This window comes from Novosphingobium sp. TK46 (assembly GCF_055361525.1).
Window position 1 is genome coordinate 175,619 of the sequence record NZ_CM143963.1, and the last position, 20,695, is coordinate 196,313.

Here is a 20,695-nt window from a genome sequence, read left to right on the forward strand (position 1 = left end):
CGATACTACGTCCGGGTTACGAAGGTGAGCTTGGCACTCTGCCCGTTCTGCGCGTCGTCCGCCACCCAAACCTCGAACAGACCCGGTTCGACTCCGAACTGCATGTCATGCTTCCAGAAGGCGAGCTGCGCCGCGGTCAGCGTGAACTCGACCGTCTTCGTCTCACCCGGCTCCAGCGCGATCCATCGGAAGTCCTTCAGCTCACGCACCGGCCGAACAACGCTGGCCGTCACATCGCGGATGTAAAGCTGCGCCAGCGTCTCGCCCGGGCGTTGGCCCACGTTGGTGACATCCGCACTGACGAGGATCGCGTCGTCCTGCGACATCGTCGCGGCCGAAGTGCGCGCCGGATCGAAGCGGAACCGCGTGTACGTCAGCCCATGACCGAACGGGTAGAGCGGAGTGGGAGGACCATCGATGTATGCGGCCGAGAACGGGTTGCCGTCGTCGCGCCAAGGGCGGCCGCTCGCCTTGTGGTTGTAGAACAGCGGCACCTGACCTGCCCGGCGAGGAAAGCTCATCGGCAGGCGAGCACGGGGGGCTTGCTGGCCGGACAGGACATCGGCGACGGCGTTGCCGGCCTCGGTGCCCAGGAACCAGGTCACCAGCAAGGCGTCGCTCAGCTCCGATACTTCCTCGAGTGGTAATGGCCGGCCAGTGGTCAGCAACGTGATGACCGGCTTGCCGCAGGCGCGGATCGCGCGAGCTAGCTCCATCTGGGCGGCGGGCACGCCGATATTCGATCGCGAGCGCGCTTCGCCCGACCACCGCTCGCTTTCGCCCAGCGCCAGGATCACGACGTCGGCTTGAATGGCCACGGCCATCGCCTCCGCGCACCCTCCCGCGACGGTGGCGTCGAGGTCGCAGCCACGAGCATATCGCACGTTGGCTGCGCCGAATTGCTGCTCCAACCCCCGGCGAACCGTAACGGACTCAGCGGTGGAGCCGAAGATGCTCCAGCATCCGTTGAGATGCGCCGGATCATCGCCCAGCGGTCCGATCAGGGCGATGCGCGTCGTCGGCGCAAGCGGAAGCGTGTCCCGCGCGTTCTTGAGCAGTACCACGCTGCGCGCGGCTGCCTCTCGCGCAAGGATCCGCGCTTGCGGCTTAATGCTCACCGCAGGCGCCTTAGCCAGGCGTGTGTATGGATCGTGGAACAAGCCTAGGGCCCACTTGGCGCGCAGCATGCGCTCGGCCGCCCGCTCGATGATCGCACCGTCGACCTCTCCCGAACGGACGAGTTCGACGCCGTAGTGGACGAACGACCCGCTCTGCAAGATGCTGTCCAGACCGGCGTTCAACGAGAGCGAGGAGGCGTCACGGAGATCGGCTGCGTACCCATGGGCGATCATCTCGAAGTCGGAGGTGTAATCCGAGACCACAACCCCTTCGAAGCCCCATTCATCGCGCAGGATGGTGCGCAACAGCATCTGGTTGGCCGTGCACGGCACCCCGTCGACATCGTTGAACGCTGTCATGATCGCGCCGACGCCGGCCTCGACCGCTGCCTGGAAGGGCGGCAGGTAATGCTCGCGCAAGGTTCGCCATGATACGTCCGCCGCGGTGTAGTCCAGCCCCGCTTCGGCCGCGCCATAGGCGGCGAAATGTTTGGCTGTCGCCATGATCGCGGTTGGGTCTCGCAAGTCGTCGCCTTGAAAGCCCCGGACTCGCGCGGCGGCAAAGCGGCTGGCCAGCAGTGCGTCCTCGCCGCTCGACTCCACGGTCCGACCCCAGCGGGCATCGCGGGCTACATCCATGCCGGGGGCGAACGTCCAGTCCAGTCCGGCCGCACTCGCCTCGGTGGCAGCAGCCCGGGCGGTGCGCTGCGCCAGCGAGGGGTCCCAGCTTGCCATCTCCGCCAGAGGGACCGGGAAGATCGTGCGATAGCCGTGGATCACGTCGGCCGCGAAGATCAGCGGGATGCCAAGCCGCGTGTGCTCGACCGCGATCCGCTGCAGTGCGTGCGCCTGCTGGGCGCTGGTGGTGTTGAACATGCCTCCCACTTCGCCGCGCCGGATCTGCGCGGGACGATCGCCTTCGGCAGCGCTGTCGAAGGTGGGGTTGAAAGCATCCGTCTCCGGGTCCGGATCGGCGGTGTAGAGGCACAACTGGCCGAGGCGCTCTTCCAGTGACATCTGCGCCAGCAACGCACCGATGAAGGCGTCGGCATCGTCACCGGCCTGCCGCAAGAGATCGTGCACCACGCTCATCGCACCTTGCGCATCGGCTGGATGCCGAGCGCTCCCATGACGGCGATCACGGCCGCGGCGCCGAACAGCACCACGTAGTTCCCGCCGGTGCTCTTGAGCACTTGCACCGCGAGCAGCGGCGCGACCGCCTGCCCGAACATGTTGGTCAGGTTGAACACGCCCAGGTGCTTGCCCGCATCACGGCGCGAAGGCAGCACTTGCGCGATCAACGCAATGTCGACGGCGAAAAAGCATCCCATACCTAGGCCGAACACGGCATAGCCGACGAGCATTCCCGGCCAGGTCGGAAAGGCGGCAAAGATCGCGATTGCCATCGCCATGACCAGCCCGGCCGCCATGACGAAGATCTTGCGCCGTCCGATCCGATCCGAGAGGTATCCGCCACCCAGAGTGGACAACACGCTGAACGCGGTGGAGATGACGGTCAGCGTCGCCAGGCCTTCCTCGGCCTTGTGCCCCGGAAACAGCGTCTCGTAGCCGACCGCCTCCTGGAGGTAATACAGCATGTAGCCGCTCACGAGGCTATACGGGATCATGATCAAAAACCGTGACAACCAAGCCCAGGCGAAGTCTGGATGCTTGCGAGGATTGACCCAGAACGCTCGCAACGTCTCGCCTAGGTCGGCATGAGGTGCCGGGTCGACGTGCGCCCTTTCGGGTACCAGCAGGATGAACGGAAGCGCGCCGGCCAGGATGATGACGCCGATGACCGCGAAGCGGGCGACCGGATCCTGAACCACCTGCCCGATCAGCAGCACGCCGATCACCGACCCGATCGGCGTGCCAAGGCCGACCAGGCCCGACATCAAGCCCTTTTGCGCATCGGGCACGCGATCGGGAATAAGCGCGTTGAGCGGCGCGAAGAAGACGTTGAACATGATCTGGAACAGCACGAACCCGGCCACCAGCGCACTGGGCGTATCGGCAGCGGCGATCACGCCATAGGAAATGACGGTGCCGACCACGCCCACCGCGACCCATGGACGGCGACGCCCAAACCGCGAACGCGTGCGATCGCTCAGCGCGCCGGCAATGGGATTGGCGAACAGTGCCGTGATGGAGCCCCAGAACACAGTCATCGCCAGGACATCGGCCTTGTCCGCCCCACCGATGCGCGCGGCAGCAAGCGGCAGCAGGATCGAGAGCAGCGGAATGAAGCTGAGGTAGGCGGCGATCTGCGCCGTCACGTAGAGGGCGATGTACCCTCGCCCGAGGCGTTCTGCCCCTGCATTCGCAGGCTCGACCGCGTCGAGCACGGGTGCAGCCGATTGCAACACAGCCATCAGTCTCTCCAGTACCATGCAGCGCTACTTACGCCTTAACTCCGAGACTTTTCAGAACATGGCAACGTTGTCAACGCTCGCGCCATCATCATTGCAGTCAAACGGAAATGCAGGTTTATCGTGATTGACAACATTGTCATTTGCTGCTTCAATCGTTGAACAATGACGCGTCCCGGGATGCGCATGGTGAGAGGATCGCGGCAGGTGCCCCACGACATTGATAACGCAAAGCCGCGTGCACGCTTGGCGTGGCGGTTGACCCTCACCGCGCGTGGCCTCGTCGCGATTTCCCGTTCTCGCGGCGGCTGAAACCCGCCAAGTTCTCCCGAACATCACGCCCAAGGCCATCCGCTGCCTGGCTCCGTTCGGTCTGGATCGTGCCGCCTGGCCCCACTTGGCAAGGCGACCGGATAACAAGCAATAAACGTTGGGAGGAACTAGCATGTTCGGCAACAAGATTAACAACCATCTTCACCTGTCTTCGACAACCACCGTGTCGATCGCGGCCTTGGTCGCCGCTATGACAGGAGCCGCTCCCGCCGTCGCGCAGGAAGCCGGCGAGATCGTCGTCACCGCGCAGAAGCGGGCGGAGAACGTCCAGGATATCCCCAAGCCGGTCGAGGTCCTGAACCAGCGCGCTCTAACGGACGCGGGCATCAACAACATCCGCGACCTGGCGCGCCTCTCGCCATCAATTCAGGGCACCGGAGCCAGCCAAGCACCGCCGGCGATCCGCGGCATTTCCTCGTTTGCTTTTTCGATCGGCGTGCAGGCCCAGACCGGCGTCGTGCTCGACGATGTACCGCAGCCCACGTTCTCCAGCCTCGCCGACGAGCTGAGCGATGTCGAGCGCGTCGAGATCCTGCCCGGTCCGCAGTCGACCCTGTCCGGGCGCAACGCCGCCGGTGGCCTCATCAACGTCGTCACGCGCAATCCCTCGTCGACGCTGAAGGGCAACTTCACCGCCGAGGTGACCGACGATCATCAGAAGCGCTTCGCCGGCTACATCACCGGCCCGATCAGCGACAAGGTCGGCTTCAGCCTGTCGGGCTTCTGGAACGATTGGGACGGTCCGCTCAAGAACCGCGCCACCGGCAATCGAGTCGGCGGCTACGACCGCAAGGGCGTGCGCGGCAAATTGCGTTTCGAGCCGACCGACCGCTTCACCGCGACCCTCACCGGCTTCTACGTCCACAACGAGACGCCTACCATCGGCAGCGTCGCGGGCTTCCCCTATGTGGTCCTGAACAACAACGTCGCATCGGCCTTCGACCCGCGCCCGCTGACGCAGCTGGGCTACACCGCTTCTTCGTACAATCACGACATCTTCTCGGGAAGCGAAGGCAAGAACAAGAGCGAGGATTACGGCGGTTCGCTGCGGCTCGAGTATGATGCCGACTTCGGTGTGATCAGCTCTATCACCAGCATCCAGCACACCGACAATCCCAGCACGCAGCCGCTCGTATCCTTCTCTGCGGCGACATCGCCCTTCCTGGCGCCGATCTCGATCAGCCAGGCCTACAAGGTCGATTACAAGACGCAGGAATTCCGCCTCACCTCGCCCAGTGCCGGCAGCCGCTTCCAGTACACGCTGGGTGCCATCTACACCGACACCGACATCAAGCAGCCCTATGTGCGCCCGGTCCTGTTCCCGGTGGATTGGGATCGCAGCGCGGTCACGCGCAGCTTGGCGGTTTACGGCCGTGGCACGTACGAGGTCGTCACCGGCACATTCTTGACCGGAGGCTTGCGCTATCAGCGCGATTACCAGCGCTATGGCTGGGACTTCAACAGCATGACGGTGCCCCGTTCGGCAGGATCGAACAAGTACGACTTCATTGCTGGCGAAGCGAGCATTCGCCAGGAAATCGGTGACAACGTCAGCGCCTACTTCACCTATGCGAACGCGCAGACCGGCAAAGCCTACGATCTTGAGGATCAGGCTTCCGCCAGCACGCCGGCCGGCCTGCAGCCACTGGCAAGCGAGAAGGTGCAGAACTTCGAACTCGGGCTCAAGACCCAGTGGCTGGACAAGCGACTGACCGTGAACCTGACGCTGTTCAACGCCGACTACAAGAACTACCAGATCCAGTCGGCGTTGCTGCCCGAAGGCGGCGGTCTGCCTTCGATCCGGCTGCTCTCGATCGGCAAGGTGCGAACCCGCGGCGCGGAGATCACCTCCAGCTTCGCAGTTACGCCCGACTTGCGGCTGAGCGCGGCGGCGACGTTGCTCGACGCCAAGATCCGCGATTACCCCAACGCGATCTGCTACACCGGGCAGACCGATCAGGCGAGCTGCGTCGCCGGCACGCCTTTGTACACCGGCCTGCAGGACAACCTGTCGGGCACGTCGATGCCGGGCGCGGCCCGCTTCAAGGCGGTAGGTTCGGTGAACTACACCCTGCGCCTTCCATCCACGCCGGTCGACCTGACCTTCGCCGCCCAAGGCCGCTATCAGACCAAGACACACTCGTTCGTACTCGACGATCCGGCCAGCGACATCAAGGCGTTCGGCACCGTGAACCTGGTTATCGGCGTGCAGGACCACGATGCGCGCTACAAGCTGCAGGCCTTCGTCAACAACGTGTTCGACAAGGACTACTATGCCACCCTCAGCCGCGACACGATCGTCAATCCGGTCGGTGGCTCGTTCTCGGCGAACGCGGTCTACGCGTCATATGCCAGGGACTCGCGCCGCTACGGCGGTCTTCGCTTGACGATCGACTACTGAGTGGCTTGCGGTGCGTCGCGGCTCAGGCGCAACGCACCGCAACGATTGGCACGATGATGAAAGGCAGCTCGTACATGGCATCTCTCCCGATTGGACGACGCACGTCAGCCAGCTTCGCCACCGTGTGCGCGCTTGCCGCGATAACAGCGGCAAGCCTTGCAACCGCACCCGCGCAAGCCGCCGATTGCGTGTCTCCGGCCTCGGAAGGACCGATGCAAGTCACCGCCGACTGCACCGATCCCCTCTACAACGCCGCCAATTTCAAGATCGTCAGCGTCGCGCCACTCTCCGCAACGCAACCGTACACCAAGGTGCTGGCGCAGTTCACCGGCACGCCATACCAGATCAACATCTACCTGCCCGCCAAGCAGGAGTGGCAGGGGCGCTTCTTCCAGCACGTCTATCCGCTCCAGGCGCTGGATGCCGCTCCTACCGACATCGCGTTCGCTGTCGCAAGCGGCGGTTACCTGGTGAATACCAACGGCACGATGCTCGGCACGGCCGGATATCGCGTGGACGCCGCGGCCGCCAAACTCGCCAGAGCGTATGCCGCCAGCTTTTACGGATCGAAAAAGCCGATCTTCGGCTACATCTGGGGCGGCAGCGGCGGATCGTTCCAGACCCTGGGCGCGATCGAGAACACCACCGGCGTGTGGAACGGCGCCGTGCCCTACGTCATCGCCGACGAGGGCTCGTTCCTCAACTACCAGGCACATGCGGCGCTGATCGAGCTAGCCTTGAAGGACAAGCTGCCCGAACTCGCCGACGCCGTCAGCCCGGGAGGATCGGGCGACCCACGCGCGCTGCTGAATCCGGAGCAAGCGGCGATCTTCGACGAAGCGGTACGCATGGGCTTTCCGCTGCGCGGCTTCGAGTTCCTGTCCTATCGCGTCAACGACGTTCTCTCGCAACCCGGCGCGCCGTCAGACACGCCGCCGGCGCTGCTCATGCCCTATCTGCTATGCGACAGTGTACGCACCAACGATCCCACCTACGTCGATGATTTCTGGACAAAGCCCGGTTACGAGGGCAGCAATCCGCCACCCTACCTCACTGCGGCGAAGGTCGATCACCTTACGACCGTGACCAAGATCACGCGCACTGCAACCGGCGTCCCGACCAGCGTGACCTTGGACAGCGTGCCGACGCTGGGTAGCATCGGTCCGCTCGGGCTCGAGAACTGGCTCTACACGGCGGATGGCAAGACCCGCGTGCCTGGCCTGCTGACCGGCAAGCGCGAAGGATCGGCCACCGAATTGCAACTGGCAGCGGACACCGATCCTGCCCTGCTCCGCTCGCTCGCGGTCGGCAGCAAGCTGCGCATCAACAACCGCATGCTGCTGGCGATGGTGTTCTATCATCGCCACGCGATCCCCACCTCGCCGGAGTTCTACGGCTATGCGCAGTATCGCGACGCTGGGGGCAAACCCCTGTACCCGCAGCGCGCCTTTTCGGCTTCGCGCTGGTCGATGCTGCGGACCGGTGGCGGCGGCATGCAGACGGGCAAGCTTACCGGCAAGGCGATCGTGGTCGGCAACTTGCTGGACATCAACGCCTACCCGTCGAACGCCGATCGCTATGCCAAGCGCGTCCGCACGGCTCTGGGCGAACAGGGCTACGCACAGAACTTCCGCCTCTGGTATAACGACAACGCCAATCACATCGACCGCGCGCCAACAGGCCCCAATGTCCCGCGTTTGGTCACCTACGTGCCGATCCTTTACCAGGCGCTGCGTGACCTTTCCGCCTGGGTCGAGCGGGGCGTCGCTCCGCCGCGGTCGAGCACGTACAAGATCGTCGACTCCCAGGTCATCGTGCCAGACGCCGCCGATGCACGGGGCGGTATCCAGCCGGTCGTCCACCTGACGGTTAACGGCGGCGCCAGCGTGCAAGTCGAGCGCAACACGCCAATCACCTTCAAAGGTGTTGTTGAGGTTCCGAATAAGACGGGTGAAGTCATTGCAACTGATTGGAATTTCGGCGAGCCATCTGCCATGCTCACCAGCTCACAATTTGTGAAGACCCCCCACGGTGCCGAGACGACCGCCACCCACTCGTTCGCCGCTCGGGGAACTTACTTCATAACTTTGCGGGCCAAATCGCAAAGGATCGGCATGCGCACTGATCCGACCGCTCTTGAGAATATCGGACGAGTTCGGGTACTGGTGCGCTAGCAGCGAATGTAATAAGCGTGGTTCGCGCTCGTGTGCCGGCGGTCGTTGAGCTATTTCGCGCTTGGTAGGGTTCCTGTCGTTCCGCTCTTGTCTCAGGCAAAAATGGACTACGTGATCCGCGCAGATGGACTGCCGATGACAAACAAGCGACGACCTACCTCTCGCCACTTCACACTCGCCGAGTTGACGGCGACCGACACAGATGAAGATAACACGTCATTGGGGACTGAACTCAAGCAAATGACCGCTACAGCATGGCACATGGAGTCTGTAAGGCTTTGCTGAATGCCGCCGCGAAGACCGAAGTAATGGGAAGGTAGGTCATATAAGGCCCTTTATACTTTCGACGAAATCAGCGCGCGGCGTCGATGATCGCACCCCCGTCTGGGGTAAGGCTCGACCCGGTGATGAATTGCGAGTCCTTGCTGGCGAGGAACAGGACGACGGGAGCGATATCGTCCTCAGGCGATCCATGGCGGGCAAGCGCGTTGTTCGGCGGGGGAATGTCATCGGTGCCATAGGTATTGGCGACGGGAAGCACGTTGTTCACCGTGATCCGCTCGACGGCCCACTCGCGGGCGGCGACCCGCGTCAAGGCGCGCACCGCTTCCTTTGCCATCGCATAAGGGCCATAATCGGGCATGCCGACGACGCCAGCCATCGAGCCGAAGTTGATGACGCGCCCCTGTTCGCTCGCCTTTAGATGCGGGTAGCACGCCTGCATCATCCGCAGATAGGCGATGGGGCCGGTGTCGAAGTTGCGCTGCAGCTGCTCGACGGACAGCTCGGCGATCGTCGACAAAGCGCTCGATCCATCGAAAGCGTTGTTCACGAGAATATCGATCTGTCCGAAGGCCGTGACGACCCGCTCCACTGCCGCTTTGATCTGCCCGGCGTCGGCGATATCGCACACTACGCCAATCGCGGTACCACCCGCCGCGGCGATGTCCGCGACAACCTTGTCCACGCTTTCGGCCGTGCGCGAGAGGACAGCGACCTTCGCCCCCTCCGCTGCGAACAGTTTGGCGGTCGCACGCCCGATGCCGCGAGCTGCTCCGGTGACGATAGCCACCTGTCCGTTAAGTCGATCCATTTCCATCTCCTGTGAATGTTGTGCTTGAGGAACCGGCCATCGTCCTATGCTTCAGTCGTTGCTGATGACCGGCGCTTGCCGAACCCAGCGCCGATCGGTGAGCTGGCCGATGAGGAAGTCGGCCAGACGCTCTCGCGAGAGGAAGAAAAGCTTGATGCCGGGGTCGCCCACGTATCCGGCGGCTACAGGCCGATCGCTCGGCTTGGAGGTCAGCCATGGCAGCCGGACGATTGTCCATTCCAGCTCGGACTGCCGTATGACCCGGCCCACCTCCGCGAGATCTTCATAGGCCGTGCCAGCGAAGCGCTTGATCATCCCGATCGCCAACCGGAACGACAGGCTGAACCGATCTTTCGGATCGGCGGCCGACGGGGTCGCGGTGGCGATCAGACGGCGGACCCCAGCGCGCTGCATCGCGCGGATGATCTCACGCATCGCACTGCTGTAGGGCATGCCGGTCGACTTGCCGGCCGGGCCGAGCAGGCTGACGACGGCATCCTGACCGGTGACAGCCGTCGCGATAGCGGCGGTATCGGTCAGCTCGCCTTCGATGATCGTCAGCCGGGGTCCGGCCGCGGAAACCTTGCCCGGATTGCGGACATAGACCGTGACATCGTGGCCAACTGCGAGGGCCTTGTCTGTCACCAGTTTACCGGAAACTCCGGTCGCCCCGAAGATCAGAACCTTCATCGTGCAGCCCCCTTTGTCTCGATGCCGACCGACGCATAGGGTGAAGGTGTTTCCCGCGCGGCGTTCTGCGTGAGGAAGGATGCGGCGAGCAATGCGAGACCGAGAGCTGCCGGCAGCGCCGCTTTGACATTGCGCGCGCCGAGGTGCGCGAGGACAGCAAGGAGCAGGTGATAAAGCATCCCGGCATAGGCGAGGTCGCTCAGTCTGACGCTCACGCGTGAAAGGATGGCCGTCACGGCAAACAGCTTGACGATGATCAGGACCGGGACGAGGTAGGCGGGATAACCCAACTTGTTAACGGCCTTCCGAACCTGCGGCCCCTTCGTCAGGTATAGCAGAGCGGAAGTCAGATAGAGCAGTGACAATAAAGCCGTTGCGATCCAATACGAATAGGTTTCAGTCATAGATTTTCCTACCCGCCATTATCGCGACGCAGCCCTTGATCGATTCTTAGGTTTGCTCGCCGGAATATTTCCGACACTGCGCAGAGAGTGTATTGAAGGTGTCGCCTATAAGCGATAAACGCAAGTAGGATGAATTGGTGGTGGTAAGTATGGAAGACCAGACTATTCACTGCCCGGATATGACCATGCAGGATGAGATGCGCCGCGCGTTCACGCTGCTGTCTGGCAAATGGAAGCTGGAGATCATGTGGCTGCTCAACCAACGGATTTACCGCTTCGGCGAGTTGCGCAAGGCGATCCCGGGTATCACGCAGCACATGCTGACAGCGCAACTGCGGGAGCTTGAGGCAGACGGCCTTGTCTCTCGCACCGTCTTTGCGGAGGTTCCGCCGCGTGTCGATTACGAGATGACAGCCAAGGCGCGCGGCCTCCAGCCGACGATGGAGGCCCTCGCGGCATGGTGGCAGCAATATGGATCGAGTATGCCGGCGAAGCCGGCTGCCCGGGGCCGCAAGGCGACGACAGCCAATGCGACTCATAGCGGCGGGAAGTAAGCTTGCAATCCGCGAGCCTGGTGTCGAAAGGCCCGCACCTTCCGTCACCGAGTTTTGCGCAGCGCGGAGGTGCCACCTTGGTCAATCGAACTTTCGTTAGTTTGGAGATGCTTCCGCCGACTCGTTTGTGGCGCACGTGGAACGGTATCCGTAAAGCAGGTGTTGTGTGGCACGCATCACACGCCTAACTTCGTCCCACCCGCCGCCGCGACGGAGCGCTTCACGCCCAAGTCAACGCGATTGCACGTAATATACCGGCCGTTTAGCGCAAGGGCACCTGCCCTCGGATCGGTTATCTGATCAGTGGCCTCGCTAGCACGCCGGCCCGTTGGTTGAACTGCCTCTTAAATAAGTTGGATGCCACGCGCCGGGTCACATCATCACGCGCGGGTCATAGGGCGTCGCCGGCGCAAACTCTCCTGCTCGGGCGCGCACGTGAAGGTCCCACTGTGAGGCACCTTGATCATGGGCGTCGATCATCTTGTCGGGATCTACGAAGACACCGAGAGGATTTCGAGCGAATTCGGGAGATGTCCGAATATATTCCTGAGACGTTAATGGATTTCCAAAGTTGTCGACGTTGATCTCGACGGTATTTCCGTCCGGATCAGTGTAATAGAAAGCAGTCTGTAGACCCGCATCTGTGCACAGGACCGGAAATATCCCGACGTCCTTCAGGCGGCGATAGGTGCCGAGCAGGTCATCAAGCTTCGCATATTCGAATGCGAAATGCTGGACGCGGCTGTGGCGGGAGCGGTTCGAATCTGGTTCGAGGTCAGACAACTCCACGAAGGCCAAGCGATGATTGGCCTCATCGTTGCTCATCCAGATGGTCTTTACAGGCGGCAGGCCCGGGTGTCCGGCAGTGGCCGAGGGCGTCGCGTGAACGACGGTCATCCCCAGCACTTGCCGGTACCACTCGACCATTGGGCCCGCATTGGCGGTTGTCAGGCCAAGGTGATGAAGTCGTGGATGAATTATCGTATCGGTATTTAGGGACATGAGCGGCGGCGTCCTTCAATTGGACACCAGCGATCTTGCAAATAGCTAGGGTGCAACATCGCCAGTGGCAGCAATGGCAAAGCGAAAGCTTGCTAGACATGATTTAATGCATGTGCAGCCACTGGCTCAAGAGGGATGAAATACGATACCTAGGATCAAAATTCATACTGGTGACGTCATCGAAGCTGAGCCAGACGAAGTCGCAGCCATACGTACGCACGTGCGTCGGGCGGTCACTCTTTTCAGCGGAAAATGGAAGCTGGAGATCCTCTGGCTGCTGATCCACCGCGTGTACCGCTTCAATGAGCTTCGGCGAGCTATTCCGGATGTGACCCAACATATGCTGACGGCGCAGCTTCGCGAGTTGGAAGCCGATGGGCTGGTTCGGCGAACAGCCTATCCGGAAGTTCCGCCACGGGTAGAGTATGAAATCACCGACGAGGCACTACTGCTGAGACCCGTCTTCGAAGCGATATTGGCTTGGGCAGGAGATCGCACATCAAACGAATGATGAACGAATTGGGCTAGCGTCTGGTGGGATGGCAGCCAGTTCCGGGCCGACCGGAAACGCTCGCAACCCGCGTCCGGATCCATTCGAATACGATCGGGTTTCGCACACAAGCGCGCGCTATACGTTCGTACGAGATTGGCGTGAAGGGTAGGCAGATCGTGCGGCGTCTATGCGCGCAGAGTTCTCGACGGCCCAATCGGCCAGCATCTGCACTGGCTTCACGAAGTCCCGGCCTAGTTCGGTCAATGCATACTCTACCTGTGGCGGGGTCGTCGGGGTGACGGTGCGCGAGACGAAGCCGTTTTCTTCGAGATCGCGCAGCGTCGATGCCAGAACCTTCTGACTGATCTCTCCAACCATGCGGCGTAGCGCGTTGAAACGCAGCGGTTCATGGCTCAGCGTGCCAACCACCAGCATCGTCCATTTCCCACTGATCCGCGCCAGCATCCGACTGATATGCTCGCAGGGGGTGGTATCCTCCTGGTCATCTGGTTTCAAAAAAGTGCCTCCTTGTTCGCTCTGACGGCGTTGCGTAATTAGGTTTCTCTTAGAGACCTGCATACATGAGGTTACCATGATTGATAAGCCGAGAATCGCGGTCATTATCGGCTCCACCCGGCCAAGCAGATATGCCGACGTCCCGGCTGAATGGATACTCAAACAGGCACGTGCGCGTGGCGACCTTGATGCCGAGATCGTCGACTTGCGCGATCATCCCATGCCCTTCTTCGACGAGTACGCCTCCAACCTGTGGATGCCCAGCCAGAGCCCAGAGGCGGTTCGCTGGCAGGAGACCATCGGCCACTTCGACGGCTACATCTTCGTCGTGGCGGAATACAACCATTCGATCACCGGGGTCCTGAAGAACGCGCTCGACCAAGCCTACAAGGAATGGATCCGCAAGCCTTTCACTGCGATCGGCTATGGCGGGACCGGAGCGGCGCGCGCCATCGAACATCTGCGCGGCATCGGCGCGGAATTGCAGATGGTTTCCACCCATGCGGCGGTTCACATCGGCGGCAGCGACTTCATGGCGGTTCACCCGGCCTATGGCAACAAGCCGATCGAAGAGATCGAGGCCGGTCTCCTGCCCTCGGCGCAGACGGCCCTGGATGCGCTCGTCTGGTGGGCCAAGGCGACGATGGCGGCCAAGGCGGCCGAGATCTCGCCAGTTCCGGTTCCGGCTCTTGCAGGAGACGGCAATTGAACAGGCTCGAAGGCAAGACCGCGGTTATCACCGGCGGTGGAAGCGGGCTAGGCTTCGCAACGGCCAAACGCTTTATCGACGAAGGCGCGTTCGTGTTCATCTTCGGCCAGCGACAGGCGACGCTCGATGCCGCAGCGGCGCAACTGGGACCGAATGCCCGCGCCGTGCAAGGTTCGGTGGCCGACCTTGCCGACCTTGACCGTCTGTTCGACGCGGTGAAGGCAGAACGCGGATCACTCGACATCGTGCTGGCGAACGCCGGGGTCAACGAGTTTGTCCCGCTCCCCGATATCACGCCCGAGCATCTTGATCGAATCTTCGCCGTCAATGTCAGAGGTACGCTGTTTACGGTCCAGAAGGGCTTGCGGTTGATGTCGGCGGGCGGCTCCATCATTCTCACCGGCTCCAGCGCGGCTTCGACTGGCAACGGTGGCCTGAGTGTCTACGGCGCCAGCAAGGCCGCGGTTCGCAGTCTGGCGCGCAACTGGGCGCAGGATCTGCGCGGCACCGGCATCCGCGTCAACGTGATGTCACCCGGCCCGATGCGAACCGAGGCGGTGCTCAATTCACTCAGCGACGACCATCTGAGCGCCCTTGCCGCACAGGTACCGCTAGGCCGTGCCGGGGATCCGGAGGACGCCGCTGCGGTTGCGGCATTCCTGGCCTCGCCCGACAGCGCTTTCATGACCGGAAGCGAGGTCTTCGTAGACGGCGGCCTCGCGCAAATCTGAGGCACGGCCACACGGGCCAGCGCCCGTATCGAGGCAAGGTATGCGCTCAGCGTAGCTCGATATCGGGCTCGCTGACGAGCCGGACGCGCGTGCTCGACGGATACCGGCGCGCACGCGCCCACCCACAAGGACAGATGATCTTATGTCGCAAGAGAATGCCGCTGGGCAAGACGCGGAGACGCGGGTGGAAGACGGCGGTGAGGTAGCGGCACCATCGCCGCTGAAAAACCCGCGCGTTCGCCTGTTCCTCGTCGTTGTCGTCCTGGCGGCGCTTATCGGCGGCGGCATCTGGTTCTACTGCAATCAGACGTTCGGCAAGTACCAGCAGTCCACCAACGATGCGTTCGTACAGGCCGATGCGGTGGTCGTTGCCTCGAAGCTCGGTGGATACGTCGAGCAGGTCTTTGTCACCGATAATCAACAGGTGAAGAAAGGCGACCCGCTCATTCGCATCGACCCGCGTGAGTACAACGCGCAGGTTCGCGAGGCGCAAGCGCAGATCGGCGTCGCCGATGCCGGCGCGCAAGGCGTGCGTGCACAGATTCGCGAACAGCAGGCGACCATCGCGCAGTCCGCAGCGCAACTCGCCGCAGCCCGCAGCCGTCTGGCGTTCGCCCGCGGCGAAGTGGCCCGTTTCGCACCGCTTGCCGCGACGGGTGCCGAAAGCGGTGAGCGTCTGTCGCAATTGCGCGATCAGGTGAGCCAGGCAGCGTCGCAAGTCGAGTTGATGCAAGCACAGCAGACCGGCGCCCAACGCCGTATCGCGACGCTACAAGCGCAGATCGGCGAGGCCGGCGCACGGCGGCGCGCCGCCGAAGCCCAGCTCAGTTCGGCATCCGTCAATCTGGGATCCACGATCATCCGCGCCAGCGCCGACGGGCGTATCGGCAACAAGACGGTGCAGACCGGACAATTCGTCCAGCCCGGCATTCGCCTGATGTCGGTGGTCCCCGTGCAGCGCATCTACGTCACCGCGAACTTCAAGGAGACACAACTGGCGCTGATGCGTGTCAATCAGCCCGTCACCGTGCACGTCGATGCGCTGGAAGACGTCGACGTGCACGGGCGGGTGGAAAGCTTTTCGCCGGGTACCGGAGCGCAGTTCTCGCTGCTGCCGCCGCAGAACGCGACCGGCAACTTTACCAAAATCGTGCAGCGCGTGCCGGTCCGCATAGCGATCGACGCGGGTCCGCGCACGCGCGCGCTGCTGCTGCCCGGCCTGTCCGTCGAGGTGAGCGTCGATACACGCTCGGCGAAGGGTGAGCGCGAGGCAATCGAGCGCGAACAGAACCAGAGGCAGGGGCGGTGACCGACACGTCTCCGCCTGCCGCTGGCACTGCGTCGGCCGGCGCAGGCGTGCGCTCCGACCGTGCCAGTCTGGCAGACTGGCTGATGGTGGTCGCAGGCAGCATCGGCGCGCTCATGGCGCTGCTCGATATCTCTGTGGTCAATTCGGCCTTGCCGACGATCCAGGGCGAAATCGGCGCAACCGGCAGCGAAGGCACCTGGATCGCTACCGCCTATCTGGTCGCGGAAATCATCGTCATCCCATTGACCGCCTGGCTGGAGCGCATGCTCGGACTGCGCACGCTGCTGCTGATCGCGACGATCATGTTCACGATCTTTTCGGTGATCTGTGGCACCGCCACCGACCTCACAACCATGATCCTCGGGCGCGCCGGGCAAGGCATCGGCGGCGGCGTGCTGATCCCCACCGCCATGACGATCGTGGCCAAGCGCCTGCCGCCCGAGCAGCAATCGATCGGCACGGCCCTGTTCGGGCTGACCGCGATCCTGGGTCCGGTGCTGGGTCCGCTGGTCGGCGGTTGGCTGACCGAAAACATCAGCTGGCATTATGCCTTTTTCATCAACGTGCCGATCGCGGTTGTGCAGGTCTCGCTCCTCTTGGTCGCCGCCCATCCACAAAAGCCCGACTGGTCCGAGCTGAGCCAGGCGGACTGGCTCGGCATCGCGGGCATGGCGCTTGGCCTTGGCGGGCTGACCGTGGTGCTGGAGGACGGTCAGCGCGAGCAGTGGTTCGAGTCCGCGTTCATCGTGAGGCTTGCGGTGGTGTCGTTCGTCGGCTTCCTCCTGCTCGCGGCAGGGCAGTTGTTCGCCAGCAGGCCGGTGATCCGCCTGAAGCTGTTACTGGGGCGCGAGTTCGGCAGCGTCGCGGTCCTGTCGGTGGTGCTGGGCATCGTTCTCTACGGAACGCCTTACGTTATCCCGCAATTCGTCTCGGCGATCGCCAACTACAATGCGCTCCAGGCCGGCGTAGTCCTGCTGTTGACCGGCGTTCCGACGCTGGTGTTGATGCCAATCGTTCCCGTCCTGATGAGCCGCGGGGACGTGCGCCTCGTCGTCGGGTTCGGGTTCTCCGTCATGGCACTCAGCTGCTGGATCGATTCCGATCTGACAGCCGCCTCGGATGGCACCGCCTTCACCATGGGACAGCTTTTGCGCGGCGTGGGCACGACATTCACCATGATGTTCCTCAACCAGTCCGCCATTCGCGCCGTACCCGCGAAATACGCCGGCGACGCGGCGGGTCTGTTCAATGCCGCCCGCAACCTTGGCGGCTCGGTCGGGCTGGCGATGCTCGCGACCATTCAGGACCAGCGGGTGTACATGCATGCGCGCCGGATCGAGGAATCGCTGCCCGCCAATGCGGTGGGGGTGCAGAGCTATATGGCCGGCCAGATTGGTGCGCTCGGCAGTCCCGAAGCGGCATTCCAAAGCCTGGGCGGCCTGATCCAGCGCGAGGCGCTGGTGATGACCTACAACGACATCTTCTGGCTGCCCAGCGTCGGGATCATCGCCGTCACCCCACTCGTCCTTTTCCTCAGGCCGCTGCCGAAGGGCGCGCCCGTCGCCACGCATTGAAGGCATGAACATGCATCGCTTCGCTCCTCTCGTCCTCATGCCGTTGCTCGCAGCCTGCACTGTCGGCCCCGACTATTTGGGCCCGCCAGGCGTGACATCGGCCCCGGCGCTCACGCCTTTCGTTCGTGGTGGTGATGTTGCGCGCGCGCAGGCACCCGCGCCCGGATCCTGGTGGACCGTGCTGAACGACCCGACGCTCGACATGCTGGAGCAGCGGGCCTTGGCGGCAAATCCCGACATCGCCATTGCCCAGGCCCGGGTCCGGCAGGCCCGGGGCACGTTGCGCGTCGACCGGGCGAACCGCCTGCCTACCGCGGGCGCGCAGGCCATGTACGTACACGCACGCCTGCCGGGCATAGATGTTGGCGACGGCACACAGTCCGATGGCGTTGCGCAGGAATCGAACGGAAGTGGCAGCGATCCACTCGATTTCTACAGCCTTGGCTTCGATGCGAGTTGGGAGGTCGACCTGTTCGGTGGGACGCGGCGCACGATCGAGGCATCGCGCGCCACCCTGTCGGCGGCAGAGGCCAACATGGCGGATGCTCGGGTTCAACTTACGGCCGAGGTTGCGCAGACTTATGTCAATCTTCGCGACCGCCAGGCCCAACTGGCGCTTTCCCGCCAATCGGCGGAGGCGCAGAGCCAAATCCTGGAATTGACCCGCCAGCGCCAGGCCCGAGGCGCATCGTCGGCAGTGGACGTGGAGCGCCTGCGCTCGCAGCTGATATCCACCCAGGCGCAAACGGTGCCGATCGAGGCGGAAATTGAAGCGCTGATGAACGCACTTGCGGTTCTCGCGGGTGAGCAGCCCGGTGCGCTCGATGCCGTCCTTCGCACTCCCGGGGCGGTGCCACTCGTTCCGGCCGTCGTCGACATCGGCGATCCCGCTGCCCTGCTGCAGCGCCGACCAGACATTCGCGTGGCGGAGCGCCGCCTGGCGGCGGAGACCGCCAAGATTGGGGTGGCCGAGGCAGCGCGATTCCCAAAGCTTAGCTTCATGGGCATTCTTGGCCTTGGTGGCACATCGATCGACGCGTTGACCGATTTCGACAATCTTGCGGGGCTCGCCATGCCCCGGCTCCAGTGGCAGTTCCTCGACTTCGGGCGCAATGCCGCAAAGGTCGAGCAGGCGCGCGGCTCCCGCGATGAAGCGGAGGCCCGGTATCGCCTGGCGGTGCTAGGTGCGCTCAGAGATGCCGAGGATGCCCTCTCGCGCTTCGGCACCCGCCGCCGGACGGTCGCGACGCAGGCGGAAGGCAAGGCCTCGGCCGATCGTGCCTGGACGCTGACCCAACAGCGCTACCGTGCCGGAACCGCCACGCTGATCGACATGCTCGACACGGATCGCCAGCGCCTCTCGGCACAGCAGAACCTCGCCGCCGCCACGGCCAACCTGACCAACGACTATGTCGCCTTACAGAAGGCGCTCGGTCTGGGCTGGACGGTGACGTGACCGACCGCAGTGCCATTCAATCGTCGAACGACGGGTGAAGTCATACGGCGATGCCATCGCACGCCACGTACCGCGAACACGCGAGTGATAGGAAAATGAGATGAAGATCAGGGTGGTTTACTGGGTAGCGACCGGCTTGCTTGCAGCCCTCTATCTGGCGGGCGGTGCCTGGTATCTGTCGGATATTGCGGGCGTGCAGAAAACCATCGTGACGTTCGGCTATCCGGCGTATCTCGTGCCGCTCCTCGGCACCGCGAAGCTGGCCGGGGCCTTGACGATCCTGACGCGCTTCAGCGTCAAGCTCTCCGACCTCGCCTATGCCGGCATGTTTTTCCATCTGCTTCTGGCAGCGTCCGCCCACATCAACGTCGGCGACCATGGCTTTGGTCCGGCGCTGGTAGGGCTGGTCGCGCTGTTCGTTTCCTTCTTCACGCAGAATGACGCGCGCAAGAAGCCTTCGCCTTATCTGAGGTCGTCAGGCTGACCGATTGGGCCAGTCCTGACGACCTGTTAACGGGAAACACAGCACAGGTTTTATCGGTTCGACATCAGATACGGCAACTGTGGTCGCTGCGTCGATTGGGATGGAGGACTGGGCCAGTTCCATAGTAGCGCTGCGGTTGGCTGGATCGGGTCGAATGCGATGATGAGAACCAACTTGCTCATGAAATCGTGCGGAGATGCGATACCGCCCGCCAATGCTATGGCGAAATGGTCGTCTCAGGGAATGAGAAGCAGCTTTCCGCCCACGCCACCTGCTTCCAGGCGCCGGTGCGCTTCTGCGGCTTGGTCGAGCGGCAATCGCACCGATGCAGGCAGCGTCACTCGGCCCGAGGCCAGCGCCTCGGTGTAATGCAGGAGGTTAGATGCGCTGTTCGCCACGATGACATGGTCGAGCGAGATGTCGCTCCCTTCCGGCACTTCGGGCAACTGATTGACGACTGTGGCGAAGCGGCCGCCCGGGCGAATATGAGCGATCAGCGCCTGGGCCAGATCGCCTGCGACGGCATCGGCCACCGCGTCGTAGGGACCGAACTTTGCAATGGCGTCGTCGTCCGGCAGCACTATCGTTGCGGATGCGCCGGAAATCGGCATATCGACCGGCGCCCGCACCAGGGCCACCACCGTCGCGCCGCGCGCGGCGGCGGCATGGACAGCCGCCCGCCCGACGCTTCCCGCAGCACCTGTCACGACCACACACTCGCCAGCCTGCACGTCGAGGCTCGTCTGAATGAGGTCGTAGCCGGTCATGGCGCCCATCGGCAGGGTCGCGGCTTCCACCAGATCCAGCCCGGCAGGAACCGGAACGGCTTCCTCCGCCGGCACGCTGATCCGCTCGGCATAGGCGCCGCCGTGCAGGATGCTGACCATGCCCATCACGCGCTCACCAATGCGTGCATCGCTCACGCCTTCCCCCACCGCGACGATGGTGCCGGAAAAGTCGCCGCCGGGGATATAAGGCAGGGTAAGAGGGACGAACCCCCGCGCCCAGCCGCTGCGCAGTTTGTGATCGACCGGGTTGACCGCCGCCGCGGCGACATCAACCAGCACCTCTCCGACGCCGGGAACCGGGGGATCGATATCCTCGACACGCAACTGATCTGCGCTGCCATAGTCATGGAACCTGATGGCTTTCATTTTCTCTCGACTCTCATTGATGCGCCCGTCGGTGATCCGCAGGCGATGAACGCTCTCGATCAATCCGGCGGCCTTTGGTAAATCCGATTGAAACCCGGCCGGCCAGATCCGGCGGGGTCATGCTGCCC

General features: G+C 63.2%; 18 protein-coding genes. 10 read left to right on the forward strand and 8 right to left on the reverse strand.

Features of this window, described 5'->3' with window-relative positions:
• Positions 1 to 5: 5 nt before the first annotated feature.
• Positions 6 to 2,210: a beta-glucosidase BglX gene (gene bglX / locus ACXJ1Z_RS00730; protein WP_463778811.1), complete on the reverse strand. Its 2,205-nt coding sequence runs from the start codon at positions 2,208 to 2,210 to the stop codon at positions 6 to 8.
• Positions 2,207 to 3,493, reverse strand: coding sequence for an MFS transporter (locus tag ACXJ1Z_RS00735; protein ID WP_463778813.1), 1,287 nt, complete (start codon positions 3,491 to 3,493; stop codon positions 2,207 to 2,209). The genes bglX and ACXJ1Z_RS00735 overlap by 4 nt, the downstream gene beginning before the upstream one ends.
• Positions 3,494 to 3,935: 442 nt before the next feature.
• Here ACXJ1Z_RS00735 and ACXJ1Z_RS00740 point away from each other — a divergent pair, with 442 nt between their 5' ends.
• Positions 3,936 to 6,224 carry a TonB-dependent receptor gene (locus tag ACXJ1Z_RS00740; RefSeq protein ID WP_463778815.1) on the forward strand — a complete coding sequence of 763 codons (2,289 nt, stop codon included), beginning with the start codon at positions 3,936 to 3,938 and terminating at the stop codon, positions 6,222 to 6,224.
• A 74-nt stretch (positions 6,225 to 6,298) separates the two neighbouring features.
• Complete coding sequence (locus tag ACXJ1Z_RS00745; protein WP_463778817.1) at positions 6,299 to 8,398, forward strand: PKD domain-containing protein; 2,100 nt, start codon at positions 6,299 to 6,301, stop codon at positions 8,396 to 8,398.
• Between the two features lie 352 nt (positions 8,399 to 8,750).
• Here the strand turns inward: ACXJ1Z_RS00745 and ACXJ1Z_RS00750 are convergent, their stop codons facing one another.
• Genes ACXJ1Z_RS00750 through ACXJ1Z_RS00760 form a run of 3 tightly spaced genes read right to left on the reverse strand, consistent with a single transcriptional unit; the run spans position 8,751 to position 10,585 of the window.
• Positions 8,751 to 9,491: an SDR family NAD(P)-dependent oxidoreductase gene (locus ACXJ1Z_RS00750; protein ID WP_463778819.1), complete on the reverse strand. Its 741-nt coding sequence runs from the start codon at positions 9,489 to 9,491 to the stop codon at positions 8,751 to 8,753.
• 51 nt (positions 9,492 to 9,542) lie between these two features.
• On the reverse strand, positions 9,543 to 10,181 hold the full coding sequence (locus tag ACXJ1Z_RS00755; RefSeq protein ID WP_463778820.1) for an NAD(P)-dependent oxidoreductase: 639 nt from the start codon (positions 10,179 to 10,181) through the stop codon (positions 9,543 to 9,545).
• Positions 10,178 to 10,585, reverse strand: a complete 408-nt coding sequence (locus ACXJ1Z_RS00760) for a DoxX family protein (RefSeq protein WP_463778821.1) — start codon at positions 10,583 to 10,585, stop codon at positions 10,178 to 10,180. The genes ACXJ1Z_RS00755 and ACXJ1Z_RS00760 overlap by 4 nt, the downstream gene beginning before the upstream one ends.
• Before the next feature lie 179 nt (positions 10,586 to 10,764).
• Here ACXJ1Z_RS00760 and ACXJ1Z_RS00765 point away from each other — a divergent pair, with 179 nt between their 5' ends.
• Positions 10,765 to 11,139 (forward strand): winged helix-turn-helix transcriptional regulator, encoded by a 375-nt coding sequence (locus ACXJ1Z_RS00765; protein ID WP_463778823.1) that lies wholly within the window; start codon positions 10,765 to 10,767, stop codon positions 11,137 to 11,139.
• A gap of 372 nt (positions 11,140 to 11,511) precedes the next feature.
• Here ACXJ1Z_RS00765 and ACXJ1Z_RS00770 read toward each other — a convergent pair whose 3' ends face one another.
• On the reverse strand, positions 11,512 to 12,141 hold the full coding sequence (locus ACXJ1Z_RS00770) for a VOC family protein (RefSeq protein WP_463778825.1): 630 nt from the start codon (positions 12,139 to 12,141) through the stop codon (positions 11,512 to 11,514).
• 220 nt (positions 12,142 to 12,361) lie between these two features.
• Here ACXJ1Z_RS00770 and ACXJ1Z_RS00775 point away from each other — a divergent pair, with 220 nt between their 5' ends.
• Positions 12,362 to 12,652 (forward strand): winged helix-turn-helix transcriptional regulator, encoded by a 291-nt coding sequence (locus tag ACXJ1Z_RS00775; RefSeq protein ID WP_463778826.1) that lies wholly within the window; start codon positions 12,362 to 12,364, stop codon positions 12,650 to 12,652.
• A 117-nt stretch (positions 12,653 to 12,769) separates the two neighbouring features.
• Here ACXJ1Z_RS00775 and ACXJ1Z_RS00780 read toward each other — a convergent pair whose 3' ends face one another.
• Positions 12,770 to 13,255 carry a winged helix-turn-helix transcriptional regulator gene (locus ACXJ1Z_RS00780; RefSeq protein WP_463778828.1) on the reverse strand — a complete coding sequence of 162 codons (486 nt, stop codon included), beginning with the start codon at positions 13,253 to 13,255 and terminating at the stop codon, positions 12,770 to 12,772.
• Here ACXJ1Z_RS00780 and ACXJ1Z_RS00785 point away from each other — a divergent pair.
• The 6 genes from ACXJ1Z_RS00785 to ACXJ1Z_RS00810 all read left to right on the forward strand — a co-directional run bounded on the left by ACXJ1Z_RS00785 (position 13,227) and on the right by ACXJ1Z_RS00810 (position 19,413).
• Complete coding sequence (locus ACXJ1Z_RS00785; RefSeq protein WP_463778830.1) at positions 13,227 to 13,859, forward strand: NADPH-dependent FMN reductase; 633 nt, start codon at positions 13,227 to 13,229, stop codon at positions 13,857 to 13,859. The genes ACXJ1Z_RS00780 and ACXJ1Z_RS00785 overlap by 29 nt on opposite strands.
• Positions 13,856 to 14,590 carry an SDR family NAD(P)-dependent oxidoreductase gene (locus ACXJ1Z_RS00790; RefSeq protein ID WP_463778831.1) on the forward strand — a complete coding sequence of 245 codons (735 nt, stop codon included), beginning with the start codon at positions 13,856 to 13,858 and terminating at the stop codon, positions 14,588 to 14,590. The genes ACXJ1Z_RS00785 and ACXJ1Z_RS00790 overlap by 4 nt, the downstream gene beginning before the upstream one ends.
• 142 nt (positions 14,591 to 14,732) lie before the next feature.
• On the forward strand, positions 14,733 to 15,899 hold the full coding sequence (locus tag ACXJ1Z_RS00795) for an HlyD family secretion protein (RefSeq protein WP_463778833.1): 1,167 nt from the start codon (positions 14,733 to 14,735) through the stop codon (positions 15,897 to 15,899).
• An 83-nt stretch (positions 15,900 to 15,982) separates the two neighbouring features.
• Entirely contained in the window at positions 15,983 to 17,473 is a 1,491-nt protein-coding gene (locus ACXJ1Z_RS00800) for a DHA2 family efflux MFS transporter permease subunit (RefSeq protein WP_463781133.1), read from the forward strand.
• A 10-nt stretch (positions 17,474 to 17,483) separates the two neighbouring features.
• Positions 17,484 to 18,929: an efflux transporter outer membrane subunit gene (locus ACXJ1Z_RS00805; protein WP_463781134.1), complete on the forward strand. Its 1,446-nt coding sequence runs from the start codon at positions 17,484 to 17,486 to the stop codon at positions 18,927 to 18,929.
• A gap of 100 nt (positions 18,930 to 19,029) precedes the next feature.
• Entirely contained in the window at positions 19,030 to 19,413 is a 384-nt protein-coding gene (locus ACXJ1Z_RS00810) for a DoxX family protein (protein ID WP_463778835.1), read from the forward strand.
• 236 nt (positions 19,414 to 19,649) lie between these two features.
• On the opposite strand, the gene ACXJ1Z_RS00815 is transcribed toward ACXJ1Z_RS00810, so the two are convergent.
• A complete protein-coding gene (locus ACXJ1Z_RS00815) occupies positions 19,650 to 20,630 on the reverse strand; it encodes an NADP-dependent oxidoreductase (protein WP_463778836.1) in 981 nt (326 codons plus the stop codon).
• Between the last annotated feature and the right edge of the window lie 65 nt (positions 20,631 to 20,695).

Bases quoted from the DNA above. Each gene is read 5' to 3' on its own strand.
- bglX (WP_463778811.1), bottom strand. From the start codon at position 2,210: ATGAGCGTGGTGCACGATCTCTTGCGGCAGGCCGGTGACGATGCCGAC.
- ACXJ1Z_RS00735 (WP_463778813.1), bottom strand. From the start codon at position 3,493: ATGGCTGTGTTGCAATCGGCTGCACCCGTGCTCGACGCGGTCGAGCCT.
- ACXJ1Z_RS00740 (WP_463778815.1), top strand. From the start codon at position 3,936: ATGTTCGGCAACAAGATTAACAACCATCTTCACCTGTCTTCGACAACC.
- ACXJ1Z_RS00745 (WP_463778817.1), top strand. From the start codon at position 6,299: ATGGCATCTCTCCCGATTGGACGACGCACGTCAGCCAGCTTCGCCACC.
- ACXJ1Z_RS00750 (WP_463778819.1), bottom strand. From the start codon at position 9,491: ATGGATCGACTTAACGGACAGGTGGCTATCGTCACCGGAGCAGCTCGC.
- ACXJ1Z_RS00755 (WP_463778820.1), bottom strand. From the start codon at position 10,181: ATGAAGGTTCTGATCTTCGGGGCGACCGGAGTTTCCGGTAAACTGGTG.
- ACXJ1Z_RS00760 (WP_463778821.1), bottom strand. From the start codon at position 10,585: ATGACTGAAACCTATTCGTATTGGATCGCAACGGCTTTATTGTCACTG.
- ACXJ1Z_RS00765 (WP_463778823.1), top strand. From the start codon at position 10,765: ATGACCATGCAGGATGAGATGCGCCGCGCGTTCACGCTGCTGTCTGGC.
- ACXJ1Z_RS00770 (WP_463778825.1), bottom strand. From the start codon at position 12,141: ATGTCCCTAAATACCGATACGATAATTCATCCACGACTTCATCACCTT.
- ACXJ1Z_RS00785 (WP_463778830.1), top strand. From the start codon at position 13,227: ATGATTGATAAGCCGAGAATCGCGGTCATTATCGGCTCCACCCGGCCA.
- ACXJ1Z_RS00780 (WP_463778828.1), bottom strand. From the start codon at position 13,255: ATGACCGCGATTCTCGGCTTATCAATCATGGTAACCTCATGTATGCAG.
- ACXJ1Z_RS00795 (WP_463778833.1), top strand. From the start codon at position 14,733: ATGTCGCAAGAGAATGCCGCTGGGCAAGACGCGGAGACGCGGGTGGAA.
- ACXJ1Z_RS00800 (WP_463781133.1), top strand. From the start codon at position 15,983: ATGGTGGTCGCAGGCAGCATCGGCGCGCTCATGGCGCTGCTCGATATC.
- ACXJ1Z_RS00805 (WP_463781134.1), top strand. From the start codon at position 17,484: ATGCATCGCTTCGCTCCTCTCGTCCTCATGCCGTTGCTCGCAGCCTGC.
- ACXJ1Z_RS00810 (WP_463778835.1), top strand. From the start codon at position 19,030: ATGAAGATCAGGGTGGTTTACTGGGTAGCGACCGGCTTGCTTGCAGCC.